The organism is Cryobacterium sp. LW097 (assembly GCF_002205495.2).
Taxonomy (GTDB): domain Bacteria; phylum Actinomycetota; class Actinomycetes; order Actinomycetales; family Microbacteriaceae; genus Cryobacterium; species Cryobacterium zongtaii.
Map to the genome: position 1 here is coordinate 1,937,962 of NZ_CP021992.1, position 21,922 is coordinate 1,959,883.

The window sequence follows — 21,922 nt, forward strand, 5'->3', positions numbered from 1 at the left end:
AGCCTACGGTATTCTGGTGCAGGTGTTGTGAGCCGGTGTGGCGGAATGGCAGACGCGGAGCACTCAAAATGCTTTGTTCGCAAGGACGTGTGGGTTCGAGTCCCACCACCGGTACCACTTCACCGCATGCCCGTTGCCCGGTTCCACCGGCGGCGGGCATGCGGTGTTTCTGTCCCTGATCGGCGTCCTCCTCCCCCGCAGCCGGGCCTCCAGCGCCCGCACACGCCCGTCTCAGCGATCGGTCGCCGCGTCCGTCCGTTGTGTCCGTCAGTCGACCGCACAGTCGTCCATCGACCGTGCACGGCCGCCCAGAGGGTCTTCGCCACGGATACGACAACAGCCCCGCGGATTTCTCCGCGGGGCTGTTGTCGTACTGCTGGTTACTGCTGGGCGTACGCCGGAGCGACACCGTTGTGGGCGTCACCGATGCGGTGAACCCGGATGTCGTTCGTCGAACCCGCGATTCCGGGAGGGGATCCGGAGATCACCACGACCTTGTCGCCGATCTCAGCCAGGCCCTGGCCGAGCAGGATGTCGTCGACCTGACCGAACATCGAGTCGGTGTGGGTCACCCGGTCGACCAGGTACGTCTGCACGCCCCAGGTCAACGCGAGGCGACGACGGATGCTCGCCTCGGGGGTGAAGGCCAGCATCGGGATCGAGGAGCGCAGGCGCGACATACGACGCGCGGAGTCTCCTGACTCGGTGAAGATGCAGAGGTACTTGGCCTCGACGAATTCAGCGACCTCGATGGCGGCCAGCGTGATGGCGCCGCCCTGGGTGCGCGGCTTGTTGGTGAGCGGTGCGATCCGCTCCAGGCCGTGCTCCTCGGTGGAGGCCACGATGCGCGCCATCGTCTGAACGGTGACCACCGGGTATTCGCCGACGCTGGTCTCGCCGCTGAGCATGACCGCGTCAGCACCGTCGAGCACGGCGTTGGCGACGTCGGACGTCTCCGCGCGCGTGGGAACGGGGCTGTGGATCATCGATTCGAGCATCTGCGTTGCGACGATGACCGGCTTCGCCATGCGGCGGGCCAGTTCGACGGCGTGCTTCTGCACGATCGGGACGGCCTCGAGCGGAAGCTCGACACCCAGGTCGCCACGGGCCACCATGATCGCGTCGAACGCGTCGACGATGCCCTCGAGGGCCTCGACGGCCTGCGGCTTCTCGATCTTGGCGATGACGGGAACCTTGCGGCCCTCTTCGGCCATGATCTCGTGCACCCGGTCGATGTCGGCCGCGTTGCGCACGAAGGACAGCGCGATGAGGTCGGTGCCGAGGCGCAGGCCCCAACGCAGGTCGGCCTCGTCCTTGACGGACAGGGCAGGCACGTTGACGGCAACACCGGGCAGGTTGATGCCCTTGTTGTTCGACACCGGGCCGGCGACGATGACCTTCGTGGTCACGACGGTGCCGTCGGTCTCGACGACCTCGACCTTGACCTTGCCGTCGTCGATCAGGAGGAAGTCCCCCTGCTTGACGTCGTTCGGCAGGCCCTTGTAGGTCGTGCCGGACAGTTCCTTGGTGCCGAGGATGTCCTCGGTGGTGATCTTGAAGATGTCGCCGACGGCGAGGTCGTACGGTCCGCCCTCGAACTTGCCCAGACGGATCTTCGGGCCCTGCAGGTCGACCATCACGGCGACGGCACGGCCGGAGTCGTTGGCTGCCTTCCGGATGTTGGCGTAAACGCCTTCGTGCACGGTGTAGTCACCGTGGCTCAGGTTCATACGGCAGACGTCAACGCCGGCGTCGATAATGGCGCGGATCTGTTCGTAGCTGGATGCTGCCGGCCCGAGGGTGGCGACGATTTTCGCGCGTCTCATACTGGTGGATCTCCGGTTTCCGCGCCGGTGTGGCGCATTGGTGCGTTCGGTTGGTTGGAGAGAATGGGCAGCGGAATCAGTTCGTACGCTCAGATGGCAAACGAATGATCCGTCGGCTTCACCGGGGCGGGCAGTTGAGTCTCGCCTTCGAGATACCGATCGACGGCTGCCGCAGCAGCGCGTCCTTCGGCGATCGCCCATACGATGAGCGACTGACCTCGGCCTGCATCTCCGGCAACGAATACACCCTCGTGGCTGGTCTGGTAATCACTATCACGGACGACATTACTCCGGTCGTCGAGCGGCAGATGCAGATCATGGGTCAGTTCGGCGCTGTCCGGACCGGTGAAGCCCAGTGCCAGCAACACCAGATCAGCGGGAATCTCCCGTTCGGTTCCGGCTTTGGGCACCCGTCGGCCATCGAGATATTCGGTTTCGGCGACCCGGATGGCACGCACCTCACCGGCGTCGTTGGCCAGGAACTCGATGGTGGACGCGAGGTATTCCCGCGTGCCGCCCTCTTCGTGGGCACTGGATACCTCGAACAGGGTCGGCGACATCGGCCAGGGCTGGTGTTCCGGGCGGCTGTCACCGGGCTGCTTGCCGATGGCCAGGTTGGTCACCGAGGCGGCCAGCTGACGGTTCGCGGTGCCGATGCAGTCCGCACCGGTGTCACCGCCGCCGAGCACGACGACATGCTTGCCTTCGGCGAGGATCTGGTTGTCGACGGTGTCGCCGGCGCCAACCTTGTTTTGCTGCACGAGGTATTCCATCGCGAAATGCACCCCGGGCAAGTCGCGCCCCGGAATCGGCAGGTCGCGGGGCACCATGGCGCCGGTCGCGATGACGACAGCGTCGTACCTGGCCCGCAGATCGGTCCAGGTGATGTCCACCCCGATGTTGACGCCGGCGCGGAAGCGGGTGCCCTCTGCGGTCATCTGGGACAGACGCAGGTCGAGGTGCTTCTTCTCCATTTTGAAGTCCGGGATGCCGTAGCGCAGCAGGCCGCCGATGCGGTCGTCGCGTTCGAACACGGCCACGGTGTGCCCGGCCCTGGTCAGCTGCTGGGCGGCGGCGAGTCCGGCCGGTCCGGAGCCGACGACGGCGATGGTCTTGCCGGTGAGTCGGCCGGGCGGCTGGGGGGTGACCCAGCCCTCGGCGAAGGCCTGGTCGATGATCGAGACCTCGACCTGCTTGATGGTCACCGCCGGCTGGTTGATGCCGAGGACGCAGGCGGACTCGCACGGTGCCGGGCAGAGCCGGCCGGTGAACTCGGGGAAGTTGTTCGTCGCGTGCAGACGCTCGATGGCCTGCCGGCCCTCGTCACGCCAGGTGAGGTCGTTCCACTCCGGGATCAGGTTGCCCAGCGGGCAGCCCTGGTGGCAGAACGGAACACCGCAGTCCATGCAGCGGCCGGCCTGGCGCTTGAGCACGGCGGAGTCGCCGGCCTCGTAGACCTCTTTCCAGTCCATCAGACGGATGGAGACCGGACGACGGGCGGGAAGTTCCCGGTCCGTGGTCTTCAGGAATCCCTTCGGGTCAGCCATTGGTTACCTCCAAGATGCGGTTCCAGACCACGTCGCCGTCGGGGTCGAGCCCCTCGGCCACGGCGCTCTGCCTCGTCGCCAGGACGGCTGCGTAGTCACGCGGCAGCACCTTGACGAAGTTCTTCATTGTCGTGTCGCGGTCGGCGAGGAGCCTCGCGGCCAGAACAGAATCGGTCTGTTCCAGGTGCTGTTCCAGCAGGTCCCCGACGATTTCGATGTCGGCGCTGCCGAGCGGCAGCAGGGTGAGTTCGCCGGAGTCCAGCGAGTCACGGTTGACGAGCTCCGAGCGCAGCCGGTAGATGTATGCGGTTCCGCCGGACATGCCCGCGCCGAGGTTACGGCCGGTCTCGCCGAGAATCACGGCGAGTCCACCGGTCATGTACTCGAGGGCGTGGTCGCCCACCCCCTCGACGACGGCGGTCGCACCGGAGTTGCGCACCAGGAATCGTTCACCGACGATGCCGCGGATGAACATGCTGCCCAGGGTCGCGCCGTAGCCGATCACGTTTCCGGCGATCACGTTCTCCTCGGCAGCGAAGACGCTGCCGCGGTCGGGGCGCACGATGATCTGCCCGCCGGAGAGGCCCTTGCCGACGTAGTCGTTGGAATCCCCCTCGAGGCGCAGGGTGATGCCGCTGGGCAGGAAAGCGCCGAGGGACTGCCCCGCCGACCCGGTCAGGGTGACGTCGATGGAGCCGGCCGGCAGGCCGTTCTCGCCGTGCCGCAGGGTCACCTGGTGGCCCAGCATGGTGCCGACGGCGCGTTCGGTGTTCCGGATCGGCAGCGCGATCGTGACCTGGCCGCCGTGCTCGAGCACATTGGCGCTCTGCCTGATCAGCTCGACGTCGAAGTGCTCGTCGAGTTCGTGCTCCTGCTCCCGGCTGGAACGTCGCGGTTCGCCGGCGGAGAAGTCGGGGCCGACCAGGATCGGCGCCAGGTTGAGCCCGGATGCCTTCCAGTGGTTGAGGGCGCCGTTCACGTTCAACAGTTCCTTGCGGCCGGTGGCCTCGTCGAGGCTCCGGAAGCCGAGCTCGGCGAGGTACTCGCGCACCTCCTGCGCGATGAACTCGAAGAAGTTCACCACGTAGTCGGCCTTGCCGCTGAACCGCTTGCGGAGCTCGGGGTTCTGGGTTGCGACGCCGACCGGGCAGGTGTCCAGGTGGCAGACCCGCATCATGATGCAGCCCTCGACGATTAGAGGGGCGGTGGCGAAACCGAACTCCTCAGCTCCGAGCAGGGCGCCGATGACGACGTCACGGCCGGTCTTGAGCTGGCCGTCGACCTGGAGCACGACCCTGTCGCGCATCCCGTTCAGCATCAGGGTCTGCTGGGTCTCGGCCAGGCCGAGCTCCCAGGGGGTGCCGGCGTGCTTGAGCGAGTTGAGCGGACTCGCGCCGGTGCCGCCGTCGTGTCCTGATACCAGGATCACGTCGGAGAGCGCCTTGGCGACGCCGGCCGCGACGGCACCGATACCGGACTGGCTGACCAGTTTGGTGTGGATGCGCGCGGTCGGGTTGGCTCGCTTGAGGTCGAAGATCAGCTGCTTGAGGTCTTCGATCGAGTAGATGTCGTGGTGCGGGGGTGGCGAGATCAGGCCGACGCCCGCGGTGGCGTGCCGGGTGCGGGCGACCCACGGGTAAACCTTGGTGGGCGGCAACTGGCCGCCCTCCCCCGGCTTGGCACCCTGGGCGAGCTTGATCTGGATGTCGTCGGCGTGGGTGAGGTACATGCTCGTGACGCCGAACCGGCCGGACGCGACCTGCTTGACCGCGCTCCGCCGTGTCGGGTCGAGCAGACGGTCGAGGTCCTCGCCGCCCTCACCGGTGTTGGACTTGCCGCCGAGCCGGTTCATCGCGATGGCGAGGGTCTCGTGAGCCTCCTGCGAGATGGAGCCGTAACTCATCGCGCCGGTGGAGAACTTCTTCACGATCGATGCGACCGACTCGACCTCGTCGATCGGGATGGGCTTTCGCTGCCCGATGTTGAAGGCGAACATGCCACGCAGCGTCATCAGGCTCTCCGACTGGTCGTCGACGAGCTTGGTGTACTCCTTGAAGATGTCGTAGCGGCGGGTGCGGGTGGAGTGCTGCAACCTGAAGATGGTCTCGGGGTTGAACAGGTGCGGGGAACCGTCGCGACGCCACTGGTATTCGCCGCCGGTGGCGAGACGCTCGTGCACGGTGACGGCGGCATCCGGCGGGTAGGCGCCGGTGTGGCGTTCGAGGTTCTCGGCCGCGATCACGTCGATCCCGACGCCGCCGAGCTTGCTCGTGGTGCCGGTGAAGTACTGGTCGATGAAGACCTGGCTCAGGCCGACGGCCTCGAAGGTCTGCGCGCCGGCGTAGGACGACACCGTGGAGATGCCCATCTTGGACATGATCTTGAGTACGCCCTTGCCGAGCGCCTTGATCACGTTCTTCACGGCCTTCTCGGGCGTGACGGTGGTGATGAAGCCGCTGCGCACGAGGTCCTCGCAGGTCTCCATGGCCAGGTACGGGTTGACGGCGCTGGCGCCGTACCCGATGAGGAGCGCCACGTGGTGCACCTCGCGCACGTCACCGGCTTCCACGACGATGCCGACCTTGAGCCGGTTCTCGGTGCGGATGAGGTGGTGGTGCACGGCCGCGATCATCAGCAGCGACGGGATGGGCGCGAGGTCCTTGGTGCTGTCCCGGTCGGACAGCACGATGAAGAGAGCGCCGTCCTCGATGGCCGCGTCGACCTCGTGGCACATTTCCTCGATCCGGTTGGAGAGTGCGCTGGGACCCTCGTCGAATCTGTAGAGGCCACGGATGGTGGTGGTGGTGCGGCTGCCGGGGGACGTGTCGATGTGCTGGATCTTGGCCAGCTCGTCGTTGTCGATGACCGGGAAGTCGAGCACCACCTGGCGAGCGTGCTCCGGGCCCGCCGCGAGCAGGTTGAGCTCGGGGCCGAGGCCCAGCTTGAGGCTGGTGACGACCTCTTCCCGGATCGAGTCCAGCGGCGGGTTCGTCACCTGCGCGAACTGCTGGGTGAAGTAGTCGAAGAGCAGCCGGGGGCGCTCGCTGAGCACCGCGATGGGCGTGTCGCTGCCCATCGCACCGAGGGGCTCCGCGCCGTTGCGGGCCATCGGGGCCAGCAGAATGCGTACCTCTTCTTCGGTGTAGCCGAAGGTGCGCTGGCGACGGACCACGGATGCCGGCGGGTGCACGATGTGCTCCCGTTCCGGCAGGTCCTTGAGGTTGATCCGGCCGGCGTCGAGCCAGGAGCCCCAGGGCTCGCTGGCGGCGAGGTCGCCCTTGATCTCCTCATCTTCGATGATGCGGCCGGCCTCGGTGTCGACGAGGAACATCTTGCCGGGCTGCAGGCGCCCCTTGCGGACCACCCGGGCGGGGTCGACGTCGATGACGCCGATCTCGCTGGCGAGCACGACGAGTCCGTCGTCGGTGATCACGTAGCGGCCGGGCCGCAGACCGTTGCGGTCCAGGGTGGCGCCGACGAGGGTGCCGTCGGTGAAGACGATGGCGGCGGGGCCGTCCCATGGTTCCATCAACATGGAGTGGTACTCGTAGAACGCTCGGCGGTCACGGTCCAGGTCGGGCTGGTTCTCCCAGGCCTCCGGCACCATCATCATCACGGCGTGCGGCAGCGACCGGCCGGACAGGCTCAGCAGTTCGACGACCTCATCGAAGGACGCCGAGTCGCTGGCGCCGGGGGTGACGATCGGGAACAACGGGTTCAGGTCGCCGAGCAACTCCGATTCGAGCTGCGACTGGCGGGCGCGCATCCAGTTGCGGTTGCCCTGCACCGTGTTGATCTCGCCGTTGTGCGCGATCATCCGGAACGGCTGCGCGAGAGGCCAGGACGGGAAGGTGTTGGTGGAGTACCGCGAGTGCACCAGCGCCAGCTTCGAGGTGAAGCGCTCGTCGGACAGGTCGGGGTAGAACGGCTCCAGCTGAAGGGTCGTGACCATGCCCTTGTACACGATGGTGCGACAGGACAACGACGCGAAGTAGGTCTCCACCTCGCGTTCGGAGCGTTTCCGCAACCGGACGGCCTGGCGGTCCAGGTTGATGCCGGCCAGGGGCAGGCCGTCCTCGGTGGTGCGGCTGCTGGAGACGTACAGCTGCTGGATGGCGGGCATCGCGGCCCGCGCCAGGTTGCCGACCTCGTCGGGGCGAACCGGGACCTCGCGCCAGCCGAGAACGTGGAGGTTCTCCTCCTTGGCGATGGCCTCGATGGCGCTCTTGACCGCGCTGCGGGCGGTCGGTTCTGTGGGCAGGAAGACGTTGCCGACGGCGTACCGTCCGGCGTCGGGCAGGTCGAACGTGGACACCGCACGGAAGAACTCATCCGGGATCTGGGTGACGATACCGGCGCCGTCGCCCGTTCCGGCGTCGGAACCGACCGCACCGCGATGTTCGAGGTTGCGCAGTGCGTCGAGCGCTCGCGTGATGATGTCGTGTCCGGCCGTTCCCCGCAGGGTGGCGACCATGGCGAGACCGCAGGCATCACGTTCGTCGTGCGGGTTGTAGAGCCCCTGGGCTGAGGGAACACTACTGAACCTGGAGAAGAGGGGTTGCTGCGTCATTAGACCGTCCTCACAAAATGACTGGCAGGTGGGGACGACGTTGGCCCGCGGGAAGAAGAGAAGCCACTCCGCCCGAAATGGAGGGCGAAAACCGTGGACCGGGTGGGATGACCGCGGTTAGGGGCGGGAGTCGGTTGTGCTTGTGGCGTCGACGTCGCGTGATTCAACGGGTTCATCAGCCTCATTGCCGTGATCCTCGAAAACGGAATCGGTTTCACCAGATTGTACCTCAGGGTCGACCGGCTTCCACTCGCGCCCGGGCAGGTACGGGCTCAGTTCGATTCCGGTGTGCCGTCTGCTCTGCACAATGATGATGATCAGGCCGACCAGGATGGCGAACAGGGCGGCCCACACGTTGGTGCGGAGGCCGAAGAAGATCTCGCTCGGGTCGACGCGGATCGATTCGAACACGCTGCGTCCCGCGCCGTACCAGATCAGGTAGACACCGAACGCGGTGCCCCAGCGCAGCCGGAACTTGCGTTCGAGGATGAGGATCACGGCGACACCGACCAGATTCCAGACGATCTCGTACAGGAAGGTGGGGTGGAAGAGGGTGCCGACGGGCAGGCCGACGGGGTACGCGGGGTTGTCGGTGGAGATCTCCAGGCCCCACGGGAGCGTGGTGGGCAGGCCGAACAGCTCGTGGTTGAACCAGTTGCCGAGTCGCCCCATGGCCTGGGCGAGGAGCATTCCCGGGGCCAGGGCGTCGGCGAACGACCAGAACCGGATGCCGGCGCGTCGGGTGCCGATGTACGCGCCGACGGCGCCGCCGAGCAGGGCGCCGAAGATGGCGATGCCGCCCTTCCACACCGCGAAGACGTCCCAGAGGTTCGCTCCGTCGTAGAAGTAGTCGTTGGGGTGGGTGAGCACGTGGAAGATCCGGGCTCCGACGATGCCCAGCGGCACAGCCCAGAGGATGATATCCAGCACCACGCCCGGCTCGCCGCCGCGCTTTGTCAGCCGCCGCGAGGTCATCGCGGTGGCCAGGAAGATACCGATCAGGATGCAGATCGCATACGCGTGGATGCGGAACGGCCCCAGGTCGAAGAAGCTCCACTCAGGGCTCGGAATGCTCAAGGGCAACGACACCACAACAACCTTTCATCGTGACACTCTGGTCACTGGGAGCCGGTCGATCGACCGCCTCGGACAATTTACCCTAAACGGGATGGCATAAACGCAGGGACCTGACGGCGAGAACGGCCGACGGGGTCAGGAAACAGGGTTGGATGGCAAGGCTAGACGGCGGCGCGGATGTCGCGGGCGCCGGCGGCCAGTTCCGCCGCGAGGGTTGCGACGGCGTCGATTCCCCCGACGGACAGTGCCTTCACCAGCGCGGACCCGACGATGGCGCCGTCGGCGTACTCCAGCACCTCGCGCACCTGGGCGGGGGTGGAGATTCCCAGGCCGACACAGGCGTTGACGGAGCCGGCTTCCCGCAGGCGGGTGACGAGTACCCGGGCCGCCGAGTCCACATCGGACCGGGCTCCGGTGATACCCATGGTGGAGACCGCGTAGACGAATCCGCGGCTTCGGGTGACGGCCTGCAGCAGTCGCTCGTCCGAGGACGACGGGGCGGCCAGGAAGACCCTGTCGAGGCCGGCGCGCTCACTGGCATCCAGCCAGGTCTGAGCATCGTCGGGAATCAGGTCCGGCGTGATCAGCCCGGCTCCCCCGGCGGCGGCCAGATCGTCGGCGAACCTGTCGACGCCGTACTGCAGCACGGGGTTCCAGTAGGTCATCATCAGCACCGGGGTGTCGACCTGGCCCGTGATCGCAGCGACGGCCTCGAAGCCGTGCCGCAGACGGAAGCCGTTGGCCAGGGCCTGCTGGGTGGCCGCCTGGATGACCGGGCCGTCCATGACGGGGTCGGAATACGGCAGACCGAGTTCGAGGATATCGACCCCGCTGGTGGCGATCGCGACGGCGGCGTCGATGCTCTCGGTCAGGGTGGGGAAGCCGACCGGCAGGTAGCCGATCAGGGCGCCGCCCCCGGCGGCCCGACGCGCGGCGATTGTGGTCTCGACGGTGCTTGTGTAACCGGTGCTTGCGTTCGTCACAGTTGCTGCGCTCCAGCGTCGAGAAGGTCGAAGTAGCGGCCGGCGGTTTCCATGTCCTTGTCGCCGCGACCCGAAAGGTTGACCAGGATGATCGAATCCGGCCCGAGCTGTTTGCCCAGCTCCAGGGTCCCTGCCAGGGCGTGCGCCGATTCGATGGCGGGAATGATGCCCTCGGTGCGGCTGAGCAGGCGCAGTGAGTCCATAGCTTCGGCGTCGGTGACGGGCAGGTAGCTGGCCCGGCCGATGCTGGCCAACCAGGCGTGCTCGGGACCGACGCCCGGGTAGTCGAGTCCAGCGGAGATCGAGTGGGACTCGACGGTCTGACCGTCTTCGTCCTGCAGCATCATGCTGCGCGCGCCGTGCAACACGCCGGGGCGGCCTTTGGTGAGTGTCGCGGCGTGCCGCAGGCCCTCGATGCCTTCGCCGCCGGCCTCGTAGCCGTACAGTGCCACCTCGGGGTCGTCGAGGAACGCGTGGAAGATGCCCATGGCGTTGGAACCGCCCCCGACGCAGGCGGTGACGGCGTCGGGCAGCCGCCCGGTGAGGTCGAGCACCTGCTGCCTGGCCTCTTCACCGATGATCTTCTGGAAGTCCCGCACCATGGCGGGGAACGGGTGCGGGCCGGCAACGGTGCCGAAGACGTAGTTGGTGGTCTCCACGTTGGTGACCCAGTCACGCATCGCGTCGTTGATGGCATCCTTGAGGGTGCGGGAGCCTGTCTTCACCGAGACGACCTCGGCGCCGAGCAGACGCATCCGGGCGACGTTGAGCGCCTGGCGCTCCGTGTCGACCTCACCCATGTAGACCACGCAGTCCAACCCGAAGAGGGCGGCGGCGGTCGCCGTGGCGACGCCGTGCTGACCGGCGCCGGTCTCGGCGATCACCCGCTTCTTGCCGATGCGCTTGGTGAGCAGCACCTGGCCGAGAACGTTGTTGATCTTGTGGGAGCCGGTGTGGTTGAGGTCTTCGCGCTTGAGGATGATGCGGGCACCGCCGCCGTGTGCGGCGAATCGGGGCACCTCGGTGATCAGCGACGGCCGGCCGGTGTAGCTGCGGTGCAGCTCGGACAACTCGGCGGCGAAGGCCGGGTCGGCCTTGGCGAGGGCGTACTCGGCCGAGAGCTCATCGAGGGCGGCCACCAGGGACTCCGGAACGAACCTGCCGCCGAAATCGCCGAAGTAGGGGCCGGACTGGGCGCGGAGGGAAGGATTTGCGCTGGACATCTATACCGCCAGGAATTCGTTGAGGGTGAGAATGGGATCGCTGGTGACGAGGGCTTCACCGACCAGCACGACGTCGGCGCCCGCGGCGCGGTAGTGCGCCACGTCGGCGGCGGTCTTGACCGCGGACTCCGCCACGCGGACGACGCCGGCGGGGATGCGGTCGGCCAGGCTCGCGAAGAGGTTCTGGTCGAGTTCGAAGGTGCTGAGGTTTCTGGCGTTCACGCCGACGAGGTTGGCGCCGACATCCAACGCCCGCTCGACCTCGTCCGCGCTGTGCGTCTCGACCAGCGGGGTCATGCCCAGTTCGAGTACCAGGCTGTGCAGGGCGCCCAGGGTGGTCTGGTCCAGGGCTGCGACGATGAGCAGCACGAGGTCAGCTCCCGCCGCGCGCGCTTCGAGAACCTGGTACGCGGTGCCGATGAAGTCCTTGCGCAGCACGGGAATCGACACGGACGCCTTGACCTGTTCCAGGTCGGCCAACGAGCCGAGGAACCGGCGACCCTCGGTGAGCACGCTGATGGCGCTGGCGCCACCGAACTCATAGGACACGGCCAGTGCGGCCGGGTCGGTGATCTCGGCCAGGGGGCCGCGGGACGGGCTGGCGCGCTTGACCTCGGCGATGATCTTCACCCGGTCGGACGGTGCGAGAGCGTGTAACGCGTCGAGGGCCGGGGCCTGGGCGAGCGCCTCGGCCTCTACGGTCGCCAGAGGGCGGTCCAGCCTGCGGGTCTCGGCGTCGGCGAGCGAACCGGTGAGAAGTTCTGCGAGGAGGTCGGAGGGCACTGTGTCAGTGGCTTCCGTCGACCGACGCCGCGCCGTAGCCCGCCTTGGCCATGATCCAGCCGGCGACGAGGCCGAGGAGTAGGAGGACGGCCGATGCCCAGACGAGCCAGACGACCTCGAAGAAGAACGCGACGGTGCCGATGGCGAACGCGATCAGCATGATGGTGACTGCGGTCCAGGCCGCCGTCGAATGGCCGTGGCCGGGGTCTGCCGACTCGAAGCTCATGGTTCTCCTAAAGGTCAGTGGGCGTGCGGGACAATTCTAGCTTGCCGGGTTAGTCAGGTCAGACGGTGGGGTCGTCGCCCCTGGTGAGGCCGTCCCAGTCGTCGACGGCGTCACGGGGGCGCCCCTGGCCGGTCGTGGCATCCGTCGCCGGTTCCAGGCGGGTGCTCTCGTAGCGCGTGGTCGGGCCGGGCCAACGCCGGGCGGTGGCGCACACGACGAGGCCGACGATGAGCATCAGGATGCCGGCGGCGAGGGCCAGGAACGGCCAGAAGGTCAGCTCGGCGCTGCTCACCGCCGAGCGGGTGGAGTCGACGCCGGCGAGGCCCGTGGCGGTGGTGACAGCGGCGGCGCTCGCGCCGATCGGGTCGGCCAGGGCCAGCGCGGCGGAGAGGATGACGCTGACTCCGAGGAGCGCTTCGAGCAGGCCCAGGATGGTGCGGATGACCACGCCGGCGATGGTGAGCGCCCCGGCCAGGGCGAGCCCGGCCAGGGCAAGGGCGGTCAGGCCCGGCGCCGCGATGTTGCCGGTGACGTCGAGGACCTGCTGAGCGGTGCCGTCCGCGGCGAGCCGCACGGTCACCCAGACCTGGGTCCAGGCCAGCAGGGCGAGCCCGCTCGCGGCTATCACGGCCAGGATCAGGGTCGGCTTGATGCGGCGCGGTGTGATCATTCAGTACACCCGGGTCATCGCGTTGGCCACGGCGACGGCGCGGAGCGGGGCCGCGGCCTTGTTCTGGGACTCCTGGAACTCCGACGCCGGATCGGAGTCGGCGACGAGCCCACCACCGGCCTGCACGTACGCGACACCGTTCATGATCGTCGCGGTGCGGATGGCGATGGCCAGGTCGGCGTCGCCGGCGAAACCGAAGTAGCCCACCACCCCGCCGTACACGCCGCGCTGGGCCGGTTCGAGGGAGTCGATGATCTCCAGCGCCCGTGGCTTCGGCGCACCGGAGAGGGTGCCGGCCGGGAAGGTGGCCCTGAAGACGTCGATCGCGGTCATCTCCGGCAGCAGGTCCCCCTCGACCGAGGAGACCAGGTGCATGATGTGGCTGAACCGTTCGATGCGCATGAACTCCGTCACCTCCACCGATCCGGCGCGGCAGACCTTGAGCAGGTCGTTGCGCGCCAGATCGACGAGCATGAGGTGCTCGGCGCGCTCCTTGGGGTCGCCGGCGAGCTCGGTTTCGAAGTCGGCGTCGGCCTCCGGTGTCGCGCCGCGGGGCTTGGACCCGGCGATGGGATGGGTGAAGACCCGGGTGTTCGCGACCTTCACCAGCGCCTCGGGTGAGGACCCGACGATCGAATACGGTTGGCCGCTGGTGGACTCGAGGCTGAGCAGGTACATGTACGGGCTGGGGTTGAGGCTGCGGAGCACCCTGTAGACGTCGATCGGGTCGGCGGTGCATTCCTGATCGAAGCGCTGCGAGATGACGACCTGGAACACGTCGCCGTCGACGATGTGCTGTTTGGACGTGCCGACAGCGGCGAGGAAATCTGCTCGCTCGGTGCGGTGCTGCGGGGCCGCCGTGGTGGACAGGTCGACCTCGGACACGAAGACCTCGGCCGGTTGGGTGAGCCGGGTCTGCAGGGCGTCCAGGCGCGCCTGGGCGGCCGGCCACAGGGTGTCCGTGGGGTCGGTGCCGTCGTTGAGCACGTTGGCGATGAGCTGCACGGTTCCGTACTTGTGGTCGATCACGACGAGGTCGGCCACGAAGCTGAACGCCTGGCCGGGCACGTCGTAGTCCGCGGGCGGACGGTTGGGCAGTCGCTCGATCTGGCGGATGGCCTCCCAGCCGATGAAGCCGACCAGGCCGCCGGTCAGCGGCGGGTGCTCGGGCAGCCGCGGCGTCTGCCAGCGCTCGTAGAGGTAGGCGAGCGCGTTGAGCGGCGCCAGGTCGGTGGCGCCACCGAAGGCCCGCTCGGCGGAGACACCGTAGTCGAGCCAGGCGGTGTCGTCGCCGGACTGGGTGAGCACACCGAAGGAGGACACCCCGACGAACGAGAACCGCGACCAGATGCCGCCCTGTTCGGCGGATTCGAGCAGGAAACTGCCCGCGGTGCCGTTGGCGAGTTTGCGGTAGATGCCCACCGGCGTCTCGCCGTCGGCGAAGAGCTCCCGGATCACCGGGATCACCCGGTGCTCGCCGAGCAGGCCGGCGAAGGTCTCCAGCGTGGTCGAGCCGGCGCTCATCGCTGAGCCTCGGGGAGGATCCCGGTCACGTCGATGCCACGACCGTCGAAGCAGGTGTGCGTGCCGGTGTGGCAGGCCGCGCCGATCTGCTCGACCTGCACGACGAGGGTGTCGGCGTCGCAGTCCAGGGCCGCTGAACGCACGAACTGAGCGTGGCCGGAGGTGTCGCCCTTGCGCCAGTACTCCTGCCGGCTGCGGGACCAGAAGGTGACGCGTCCCTCGGTGAGGGTGCGTCGGAGGGCCTCACGGTCCATCCAGCCCAGCATCAGCACCTCGGCGCTGTCCCACTGCTGGATCACGGCGGGCAGCAGCCCGGTGGCGTCGAAGCGGGCGGAGTCCAGAGCGGCGTCGACGTTCATCGGCGCACCACCATTCCGGCGTCGGCAAGCTCACGCTTGACGTCGCCAATCGTCAGGTCTCCGCTGTGGAAGACGGAGGCGGCCAGCACGGCGTCGGCTCCCGCCGTGATCGCCGGCGGGAAGTGCTCGAGAAGGCCCGCTCCCCCGGACGCGATCACCGGGACGGTGCTGAGCTCGCGCATGATCGTGATCAGTTCGAGGTCGAAGCCGGCCTTGGTGCCGTCGGCGTCGATGCTGTTCACCAGCAGTTCGCCGGCTCCCAGTTCGATCGCCTGGCGGGCCCAGGCGAGGGCGTCCAGGTCGGTTTCGGTGCGGCCGCCGTGCGTGGTGACCACAAAACCGGAGGGCATGCGCTGGCTGCGTTTGACGTCGAGGGAGAGCACCAGCACCTGGGCGCCGTACCTGTCGGCGATCTCGGAGATCAGCGCCGGTCGCAGGATGGCGGCGCTGTTCACGCCCACCTTGTCTGCGCCGCTGGCCTGCAGCCTGGACACGTCGTCGACGCTGCGGATGCCGCCGCCCACGGTGAGCGGGATGAAGACCTGCTCGGCGGTGGCCCGCACCACGTCATAGGTCGTCGAGCGGTCGTCGACGGTGGCTGTCACGTCGAGGAAGGTGAGTTCGTCCGCGCCCTGCTCGTAGTACCGCTTGGCGAGTTCGACGGGGTCACCGGCATCGCGCAGGTTCTGGAAGTTGACACCCTTGACGACGCGGCCGTTGGCCACGTCGAGGCACGGGATCACTCGAACGGCGAGGCCCATGGTTACAACCGGGCGTTGTGGATCGAGGTGACGAGGATGGCGCGGGCGCCGAGCTCGTAGAGCCGGTCCATCACGCTGTTGGTGTCCAGCCGCGGGATCATCACCCGTACGGCCACCCAGTTCGGGTCGCGCAGTGACGAGATCGTGGGCGACTCGATTCCGGACGCGGCCTGGCAGGCGGCGTCGAGGTTGTCCACGTGCACGTCGTAGTCCACGAGCACGTACTGGCGGGCCACGAGCACGCCCTGCAGGCGACGCAGCAGGGTGTTGATGCCCGCGTGCTCGTTCTCGGAGGTGATGAGCACCGCGGTCGACTCGAGGATGACCGGGCCGAAGATCTGCAGGCCGGCTTTCCGCAGGGTGGAGCCGGTGGAGACGACGTCGGCGACGGCATCCGCCACGCCGAGCTGGACGGCGGATTCGACGGCGCCGTCGAGGGTGACCAGGTCGACGGTGACGCCGTGACCGGCCAGGAAGGTGCCGACCAGGCCGGGGTAACTCGTCGCTACCCTGAGGCCCTCGAGGTCGGTGAGCTCGCTGAAGCGGCCGGCAGGCCCGGCGAAGCGGAAGGTGGAATCACCGAAGTCGAGGCTGGCGATTTCGCCGGCGGTCGAACGGGAGTCCAGCAGCAGGTCACGGCCGGTGATGCCGACGTCCAGCGCGCCGCTACCGACGTAGGTGGCGATGTCCCGGGGACGCAGGTAGAAGAACTCCACGTCGTTGTGCGGGTCGGCCACGACCAGGTCGCGCGGGTCGCGGCGGCCGTTGTAGCCGGCCTCCGACAGCATCTGGGCGGCGGTCTCGGCGAGCGAGCCCTTGTTGGGCACAGCGATTCTCAACATGTCAATCTTTCCAAGGGTGGGTCTTGCCAAAGGCGGGTGGGTTTCGCGAGGTGACGACATCACAGATGTCGGTAGACGTCCTCGGGGGAAAGCCCCTTCGCCACCATCAGGACCTGCAGGTGGTAGATCAGCTGCGATATCTCTTCAGCGGTTTCGGTGTCGCTCTGGTACTCGGCGGCCATCCAGACTTCTGCGGCCTCTTCGACGATCTTCTTGCCGATGGCATGCACCCCGGCGTCGAGTTCACGGACGGTACCGGACCCAATCGGGCGGTCAAGAGCCTTCTGGCTCAGCTCAGCGAACAGGTCGTCGAATGTTTTCACCTCTACAGGTTACCGGTCCGGCACGCTAGTGCGCGTGCGCGTGCAGCTCGGCGGCCGAGCGGAGCCGGGCGATCTGCCCGGCCGGGTCGCCGTTGAAGACGCTGGATCCGGCCACGAAGGTGTTGGCGCCGGCCGCGGCGGCCTGTGCGATGGTGTCCTCGGTGATGCCACCGTCGACCTGCAGCCAGACGTCGAGGCCCCGCTGCCGCACGGCGTCGGCCAGGAGGCTGACCTTGGGCATCGTCGAGGCCATGAAGCTCTGCCCGCCGAAGCCCGGCTCGACCGTCATGACCAGGACCTGGTCGAACTCGTCGAGCAGGTCGAGGTAGGGCTCGACCGGGGTGCCGGGCTTGAGGGCGATGCCGGCCCTGGCGCCGATCGCGCGCAGGCGCCGGGCCAGGGCGACGGCATCCGTGGCCGCTTCGGCGTGGAAGGTCACCGAGTAGGCGCCGGCCTCTGCGTATGCGGGCGCCCAGCGGTCGGGGTCGTCGATCATCAGGTGGATGTCCAACGGGATCGGGGACACCTGCAGGAGGCGTTCCACGACGGGCAGGCCGAGGGTGAGGTTCGGCACGAAGTGGTTGTCCATGACGTCGACGTGGGCGAGGTCGGCGGTGCTGATGCGGCCGAATTCCCTTTCCAGGTTGGCGAAGTCTGCAGCGAGAATGCTCGGGTTGATCCGGGTAACCATGGTTTCACCCTACCGAATCGTCGCCGGCGGGCCGCTCAATGCCGCTGCGCAGTCCGGCTGCTCAGTCCGGCTGCCGCTGCAGCAGGGTGATGAACATCGCGTCGGTGCCGTGCCGGTGCGGCCAGAGCTGCACGCTGCCGGGGTCGCCGGCCAGGTCCAGCGGCTGCACGGCCAGGCCCTGCAACACCGCGGCCGTGTCCATCGGCGCGATCTTGTCGCCCCAGGCCTTGCGGGCGGTCGCCACGATCCCCCGGGTCTCGGCGATGTGCGGCGAGCAGGTGACGTAGGCCAGGATGCCGCCGGGCTTGAGGGCGCCGAGCGCCGCGTGGATCAGGGCGGACTGCAGGTCGGAGAGCTCCGCGACGTCCTTGGGCTGCTTCCGCCAGCGGGCCTCGGGGCGCCGGCGCAGGGCGCCGAGCCCGGTGCAGGGGGCGTCGAGCAGGATCCGGTCGAAGACCTGCGGCTGGTCCTCGCCGACCCAGGTGCCGTCCATCTCCCACACGGGCACGTCGGCGGGAACAGCGGCCAGCGCCGCCCGCACCAACTGTGCCCTGGCCGGGACGACCTCGTTGGCGACGAGGCTGGCGCCGCCGTTCAGGGCCTCCGCGGCGAGCAGGGCAGCCTTGCCGCCGGGTCCGGCGCACAGGTCGAGCCAGCGCTCGCCCTCCACAACCGGGCGGGCGCGGCTGAGGGCGAGGGCGGCGAGCTGGGAGCCCTCGTCCTGCACCCGCAGGCGACCGTTGCTGTCCTTCAGCAGGTGGTGCGGGTCTCCCCCGGCGAGCACGAAGCCCGTGGGCGAGAAGGCGTTGGGGTCACCCAGCTCGGCGGTGTCCCCGGCGAGGCCGGGTAGCGCCACCATGTTGACCCGCGGTGCGGCGTTGTCGGCGGCGAGGAGCTCTTCGAGTTCTGCTTCGCGACCCTCTTGGCGCAGGGACTGCCGGAACGCCCGCACCACCCAGACCGGGTGCGAATACAGGGCCGCGAGGGTGTCGTCCGGCGACGTGGTGTCGGCGAGGATGCGTTCGCGCCACTCGTCGGCGCTGACCCGGGCGATCGCGCGCAGCACACCGTTGGTGAAGCCCGTCGCGGAGCGTGAGCCCACCTGGCGGGCGAGTTCGACGGATTCGTTGACGGCGGCGTGGGTGGCGACGCGGGTGGCCAGCAGTTGGTGCGCGCCGAGCCTGAGCACGTCGAGGATGGCCGGGTCGATGGCCGTGACGGGCCGGCCGGCGGCCTCGGCGATGACCCTGTCGTAGAAGCCCTGCATGCGCAGGGTGCCGTAGGTGAGCTCGGTGGCCAGCGCGGCGTCCGCCGTGTTGAGCGCCGCCCGCTGGATGCGGGTGGGCAGCAACAGGTTCGCGTACGCGTCGGATTCGCGGACGGCCGCGATCACCTCGTAGGCGACCCGGCGGGCGGGCTGCACGACGTAACTTGGACGTGCAGCGCTCGTGCGTGCAGCGTTCGTGTGGGCGGCGTTCGGGCGGGAGTCGCCCCGGCGGTCGCTCATGAGGCGATCACCTCGGATGCTGCCACTCCGCGCCACCAGTCAAGTGCTTTCATTGGGGTTTTTCCTGCCGGTTGTACGGTGATGAGTTCGAGCGGCTCCGTGCCGGTGCCGATCAGAACGCGTTTGTCGTGGAGGGTGATGTGTCCGGGGCTGAGGCCGGGTTGGCCGTGTGCCGGGGCCACGTCGTGGAGTTTGAGTCTGGCGCCGTCGATCTCGGTGAATGCGCCGGGTTCGGGGGTGACGCCGCGGATGATGGCGTGGACCGTCTCACCGGGCAGCGTCCAGTCCACCCGCGCGTCGGCGAGGCTGAGCTTGGGGGCGAGGGTGACCTCGCCGCTCTGTTCGACGGCCCGGATGCTGTCGGCTGCGAGGTCGTCGACGACGCGTCGGAGCAGTTCGGCACCGCTGTGGCTGAGGCTCTCCAGCAGGGTGCCCGCGGTGGCGTGCCGGCCGATGGGGACCCTGAGCTCGGCGAAGACGGCTCCGGCGTCGAGGTCGGCGACGAGCTGGAACACGGCGGCGCCGGTCTCGGCGTCTCCGGCCATGATCGCGCGTTGCACGGGCGCCGCACCGCGCCAGCGGGGCAACAGAGAGAAGTGCAGGTTGATCCAGCCCAGGCGGGGCGCGGAGAGCAGGGGCTCGCGCACCAGGCCGCCGTAGGCCACGATGACGCCGAGGTCGGCGTTCAGGGCGGTGATGGCCGCGGTCGCGTCGGCGTCGAGCCGGTTGGCCTTGATGACGGTCAGGCCGAGGCTTTCAGCGGCAGCGGCCACCGGTGACGGTGTGAGCACGCGTTTGCGACCGAGGGCGGCATCCGGGCGGGTCACCACGGCGGCGATCTCATGGTCGGAGGAGGCCAGGAGGGTCAGGCTGGGCACGGCAACCTGTGGGGTCCCGGCGAAGACGAGTTTCATTTACAGCAGCTCCGGGTCGTCGAATCGTACTTTGAGTGTAGGTGCAGGGCGGAACGCGGCGCCCTTGGGCTTGCGTCGGCCGGCCGCGTTGCGCACGATGGCGGCTTTGAGGGTGCGGGCGACCTCGTCGCCGAGCGGGTAGCCGAACCGCACGATGGCGCGCACGAGCGCGGGCCCGCCGGTCTTCTGGGCGGGGCCGGCGGGGTCGTGGCTGACCGGGCCGAGCACGTCGAGACCGGGCAGCTCGGCCAGCGACTCGATGGCCGTCTCGACCTCCGCGGTGGTTCCGGTGACGGAGGCCACCCGCACCGCCGGCGGGAAGCGTAGCTGGCGGCGGTCGGCGAGTTCGGCGGCGGCGTAGGGACCTGGCTGCCAGGTGTTCAGGGCGTGGGCGAGGGCCCCGCCCACTCCGGCGAGCATCACTGAGGCGCCGGGAGCGGCCAGCGCTGCGGCGTTGGCCCACCAGCGCAGGCAGTCCTCCCCCACCCGCAGCGACTCGCGGGCGAGCATCCGTTCGCCGTCGAGTAGCAGGATGGCGCTGTAGCCGTTGCGGGGTATCGGCTCGGCGCCGCGGGTGGCGATCACCAGGGCGGGCTCGGGCCCGATGGTCTGCACGGTGTGCTCGCCGTCGGCGACGATAACCCGGGAGCCCGGGAAGGCCCGGCCGAGCTCCTCGGCGGTGCGGCCGGTGCCGACGGTGACCACGCGCAGGGTGGTGGCCTCGCAGTGCGAGCAGTGCCAGCCGGCGGCGAGGTGGCCGCACCAGCGGCAGGCGGGTGTGGCGTTGGCATTGGCGAGGGCCAGCGGTCCCTGGCACTGAGTGCATCGGGCGGCTTTTCCGCAGGAGCGGCAGGCCAGCATCGGTGCGTAGCCGGGACTGGCGACCTGCACCAGCACGGGTCCGTTCCGCACGGCCTCCTTCGCGGCGAGCCACGCCGCTGACGGGATGCGGGCGGCCCTGGCCTGTGCGTCGGGTTCGGACTGGAAGGTGGTGGGGATCACCCTGGGGTGGCTGTCACGGGTGGGGTGCACGGCGCGCAACCAACCGATCTCGACCAGTCGTTCGGTCTCCACGCTGCGCGAGTGGCCGATGAAGACCAGCGCGCTGTCGGCGGCCTCCCGGCGGATCAGGGCGGCGTCGCGGGCGTGCACGTAGGGACTGAGCTGTTCGCCGTAGAGCGGGTCGCCGTCGTCCCACAGCACGATCAGCCCGAGGTCGTGCGCGGGGGCATACACCGCGGACCGGTTGCCGAGGATGATCCGCGGCCGGCCCTCGAGGAGGGTGAGGAAACCGCGGTAGCGGTCCGGATTGCTCTGCCTGGCGTCGACGCGGACGACGTCGTCCGCGGGCGCCAGCGTCGTCAGGGCGGCCTGAAGCTGGTCCTGGTCGCGGTAGTCCGGCACCACCAGGATGCTGCTCTTGCCCTGGCGCAGCGCCGATACGGCGAGTTCGGCCATGGTGATCGCCCAGGCACCCACGGTGCTGCCGCCGTCGTCCGGGCCGGGCAGACGCACCAGGCTGGGCACCGCGGCGACGCAGACGCGCAGCCGGTCGGCCACGATGGTGCCGAGTGTTTCCGGCGGGTATTCGGCGAAACCGGGTTCGGCCAGCGGGTCGGCCGGATTCGTGGCCGGCGCATCGGGTGTGGCGTCCCGTGCGGCGAGCCAGGCCTTTTCCACCCGCACGGCGCGGGGCGGCACGGCCAGGCGCACGATGTCGCTCGCGTTGCCGGCCGCCCGGTCGGCCAGGCGCCGGGCGAGCTGCCAGACGGGCTCGGTGAGCACGGGTACGGCGGACACTATCGAGTCGACCGGGCTGAGCTTGCCGCTGTAGCCGGTGTCGGCGCCGCCGATGCCGTCCAGGGTCGCCCCCTCGGTCGGAGCGACCGTCGCCGCGGCCTGCTTAGGGTCGATCAGCTCGATCAGGTAGCCGTCGGCCACTCGGTTCGCCGAGCGCAACGGAACCCGCACCCGCACCCCGGGCTGGGCGAGGTGCGCCAGCTCGTCGGGAATGGCGTAATCAAAGAGATGGTCCAGCTGCGGCAGGGGCGAGTCGATCAGCACCCTCGCGATGAGGCCGGTGCGGGTCATCTGCG

18 protein-coding genes and 1 tRNA gene are annotated in these 21,922 nt (G+C 68.7%); 1 reads left to right on the top strand and 18 read right to left on the bottom strand.

Going from position 1 to position 21,922, the window contains the following annotated elements:
- The first annotated feature begins 31 nt into the window (after positions 1–31).
- Positions 32–117: transfer RNA gene (locus tag B7495_RS08915), tRNA-Leu, on the top strand.
- A gap of 263 nt (positions 118–380) precedes the next feature.
- Here B7495_RS08915 and pyk read toward each other — a convergent pair.
- The 18 genes from pyk to B7495_RS09005 form a co-directional block, all read right to left on the bottom strand.
- A complete protein-coding gene (gene pyk / locus B7495_RS08920) occupies positions 381–1,826 on the bottom strand; it encodes a pyruvate kinase (RefSeq protein ID WP_088456261.1) in 1,446 nt (481 codons plus the stop codon).
- A gap of 89 nt (positions 1,827–1,915) precedes the next feature.
- A complete protein-coding gene (locus tag B7495_RS08925) occupies positions 1,916–3,373 on the bottom strand; it encodes a glutamate synthase subunit beta (protein ID WP_088456262.1) in 1,458 nt (485 codons plus the stop codon).
- A complete protein-coding gene (gltB, locus tag B7495_RS08930; RefSeq protein WP_088456263.1) occupies positions 3,366–7,943 on the bottom strand; it encodes a glutamate synthase large subunit in 4,578 nt (1,525 codons plus the stop codon). Before gltB ends, B7495_RS08925 begins: the two co-directional genes overlap by 8 nt.
- Positions 7,944–8,060: 117 nt before the next feature.
- Positions 8,061–9,035 (bottom strand): prolipoprotein diacylglyceryl transferase, encoded by a 975-nt coding sequence (gene lgt / locus B7495_RS08935; RefSeq protein WP_370028109.1) that lies wholly within the window; start codon positions 9,033–9,035, stop codon positions 8,061–8,063.
- A gap of 146 nt (positions 9,036–9,181) precedes the next feature.
- Entirely contained in the window at positions 9,182–10,003 is an 822-nt protein-coding gene (gene trpA / locus B7495_RS08940) for a tryptophan synthase subunit alpha (protein ID WP_088456264.1), read from the bottom strand.
- Positions 10,000–11,226 (bottom strand): tryptophan synthase subunit beta, encoded by a 1,227-nt coding sequence (gene trpB / locus B7495_RS08945; RefSeq protein ID WP_088456265.1) that lies wholly within the window; start codon positions 11,224–11,226, stop codon positions 10,000–10,002. Before trpB ends, trpA begins: the two co-directional genes overlap by 4 nt.
- Positions 11,227–12,009, bottom strand: coding sequence for an indole-3-glycerol phosphate synthase TrpC (gene trpC / locus B7495_RS08950; protein ID WP_088456266.1), 783 nt, complete (start codon positions 12,007–12,009; stop codon positions 11,227–11,229).
- A gap of 4 nt (positions 12,010–12,013) precedes the next feature.
- Positions 12,014–12,235: a DUF6704 family protein gene (locus B7495_RS08955; protein ID WP_088456267.1), complete on the bottom strand. Its 222-nt coding sequence runs from the start codon at positions 12,233–12,235 to the stop codon at positions 12,014–12,016.
- Positions 12,236–12,293: 58 nt separating this feature from the next.
- Entirely contained in the window at positions 12,294–12,905 is a 612-nt protein-coding gene (locus B7495_RS08960) for a Trp biosynthesis-associated membrane protein (protein WP_088456268.1), read from the bottom strand.
- Positions 12,906–14,429 (bottom strand): anthranilate synthase component I, encoded by a 1,524-nt coding sequence (locus B7495_RS08965; RefSeq protein ID WP_088456269.1) that lies wholly within the window; start codon positions 14,427–14,429, stop codon positions 12,906–12,908.
- Positions 14,426–14,788 (bottom strand): phosphoribosyl-AMP cyclohydrolase, encoded by a 363-nt coding sequence (gene hisI, locus B7495_RS08970; RefSeq protein ID WP_088456270.1) that lies wholly within the window; start codon positions 14,786–14,788, stop codon positions 14,426–14,428. The genes B7495_RS08965 and hisI overlap by 4 nt, the downstream gene beginning before the upstream one ends.
- Positions 14,785–15,549 carry an imidazole glycerol phosphate synthase subunit HisF gene (gene hisF / locus B7495_RS08975; protein ID WP_088456271.1) on the bottom strand — a complete coding sequence of 255 codons (765 nt, stop codon included), beginning with the start codon at positions 15,547–15,549 and terminating at the stop codon, positions 14,785–14,787. Before hisF ends, hisI begins: the two co-directional genes overlap by 4 nt.
- A gap of 2 nt (positions 15,550–15,551) precedes the next feature.
- Entirely contained in the window at positions 15,552–16,391 is an 840-nt protein-coding gene (gene hisG / locus B7495_RS08980) for an ATP phosphoribosyltransferase (protein WP_088456272.1), read from the bottom strand.
- A gap of 59 nt (positions 16,392–16,450) precedes the next feature.
- Entirely contained in the window at positions 16,451–16,714 is a 264-nt protein-coding gene (locus tag B7495_RS08985) for a phosphoribosyl-ATP diphosphatase (protein WP_088456273.1), read from the bottom strand.
- Between the two features lie 25 nt (positions 16,715–16,739).
- Complete coding sequence (rpe, locus tag B7495_RS08990; protein WP_088456274.1) at positions 16,740–17,405, bottom strand: ribulose-phosphate 3-epimerase; 666 nt, start codon at positions 17,403–17,405, stop codon at positions 16,740–16,742.
- Between the two features lie 61 nt (positions 17,406–17,466).
- Positions 17,467–18,912 (bottom strand): RsmB/NOP family class I SAM-dependent RNA methyltransferase, encoded by a 1,446-nt coding sequence (locus tag B7495_RS08995; protein ID WP_088456275.1) that lies wholly within the window; start codon positions 18,910–18,912, stop codon positions 17,467–17,469.
- Complete coding sequence (gene fmt / locus B7495_RS09000; RefSeq protein WP_088456276.1) at positions 18,909–19,826, bottom strand: methionyl-tRNA formyltransferase; 918 nt, start codon at positions 19,824–19,826, stop codon at positions 18,909–18,911. The genes B7495_RS08995 and fmt overlap by 4 nt, the downstream gene beginning before the upstream one ends.
- On the bottom strand, positions 19,827–21,917 hold the full coding sequence (locus B7495_RS09005; RefSeq protein ID WP_088456277.1) for a hypothetical protein: 2,091 nt from the start codon (positions 21,915–21,917) through the stop codon (positions 19,827–19,829). It lies immediately after the preceding gene.
- Positions 21,918–21,922 lie beyond the last annotated feature (5 nt).

Coding starts and splice junctions, on each gene's coding strand:
- pyk (WP_088456261.1), bottom strand. CDS start 1,826: ATGAGACGCGCGAAAATCGTCGCCACCCTCGGGCCGGCAGCATCCAGC.
- B7495_RS08925 (WP_088456262.1), bottom strand. CDS start 3,373: ATGGCTGACCCGAAGGGATTCCTGAAGACCACGGACCGGGAACTTCCC.
- gltB (WP_088456263.1), bottom strand. CDS start 7,943: ATGACGCAGCAACCCCTCTTCTCCAGGTTCAGTAGTGTTCCCTCAGCC.
- trpB (WP_088456265.1), bottom strand. CDS start 11,226: ATGTCCAGCGCAAATCCTTCCCTCCGCGCCCAGTCCGGCCCCTACTTC.
- B7495_RS08955 (WP_088456267.1), bottom strand. CDS start 12,235: ATGAGCTTCGAGTCGGCAGACCCCGGCCACGGCCATTCGACGGCGGCC.
- B7495_RS08960 (WP_088456268.1), bottom strand. CDS start 12,905: ATGATCACACCGCGCCGCATCAAGCCGACCCTGATCCTGGCCGTGATA.
- B7495_RS08965 (WP_088456269.1), bottom strand. CDS start 14,429: ATGAGCGCCGGCTCGACCACGCTGGAGACCTTCGCCGGCCTGCTCGGC.
- hisI (WP_088456270.1), bottom strand. CDS start 14,788: ATGAACGTCGACGCCGCTCTGGACTCCGCCCGCTTCGACGCCACCGGG.
- hisF (WP_088456271.1), bottom strand. CDS start 15,549: ATGGGCCTCGCCGTTCGAGTGATCCCGTGCCTCGACGTGGCCAACGGC.
- hisG (WP_088456272.1), bottom strand. CDS start 16,391: ATGTTGAGAATCGCTGTGCCCAACAAGGGCTCGCTCGCCGAGACCGCC.
- rpe (WP_088456274.1), bottom strand. CDS start 17,405: ATGGTTACCCGGATCAACCCGAGCATTCTCGCTGCAGACTTCGCCAAC.
- B7495_RS08995 (WP_088456275.1), bottom strand. CDS start 18,912: ATGAGCGACCGCCGGGGCGACTCCCGCCCGAACGCCGCCCACACGAAC.
- fmt (WP_088456276.1), bottom strand. CDS start 19,826: ATGAAACTCGTCTTCGCCGGGACCCCACAGGTTGCCGTGCCCAGCCTG.
- B7495_RS09005 (WP_088456277.1), bottom strand. CDS start 21,917: ATGACCCGCACCGGCCTCATCGCGAGGGTGCTGATCGACTCGCCCCTG.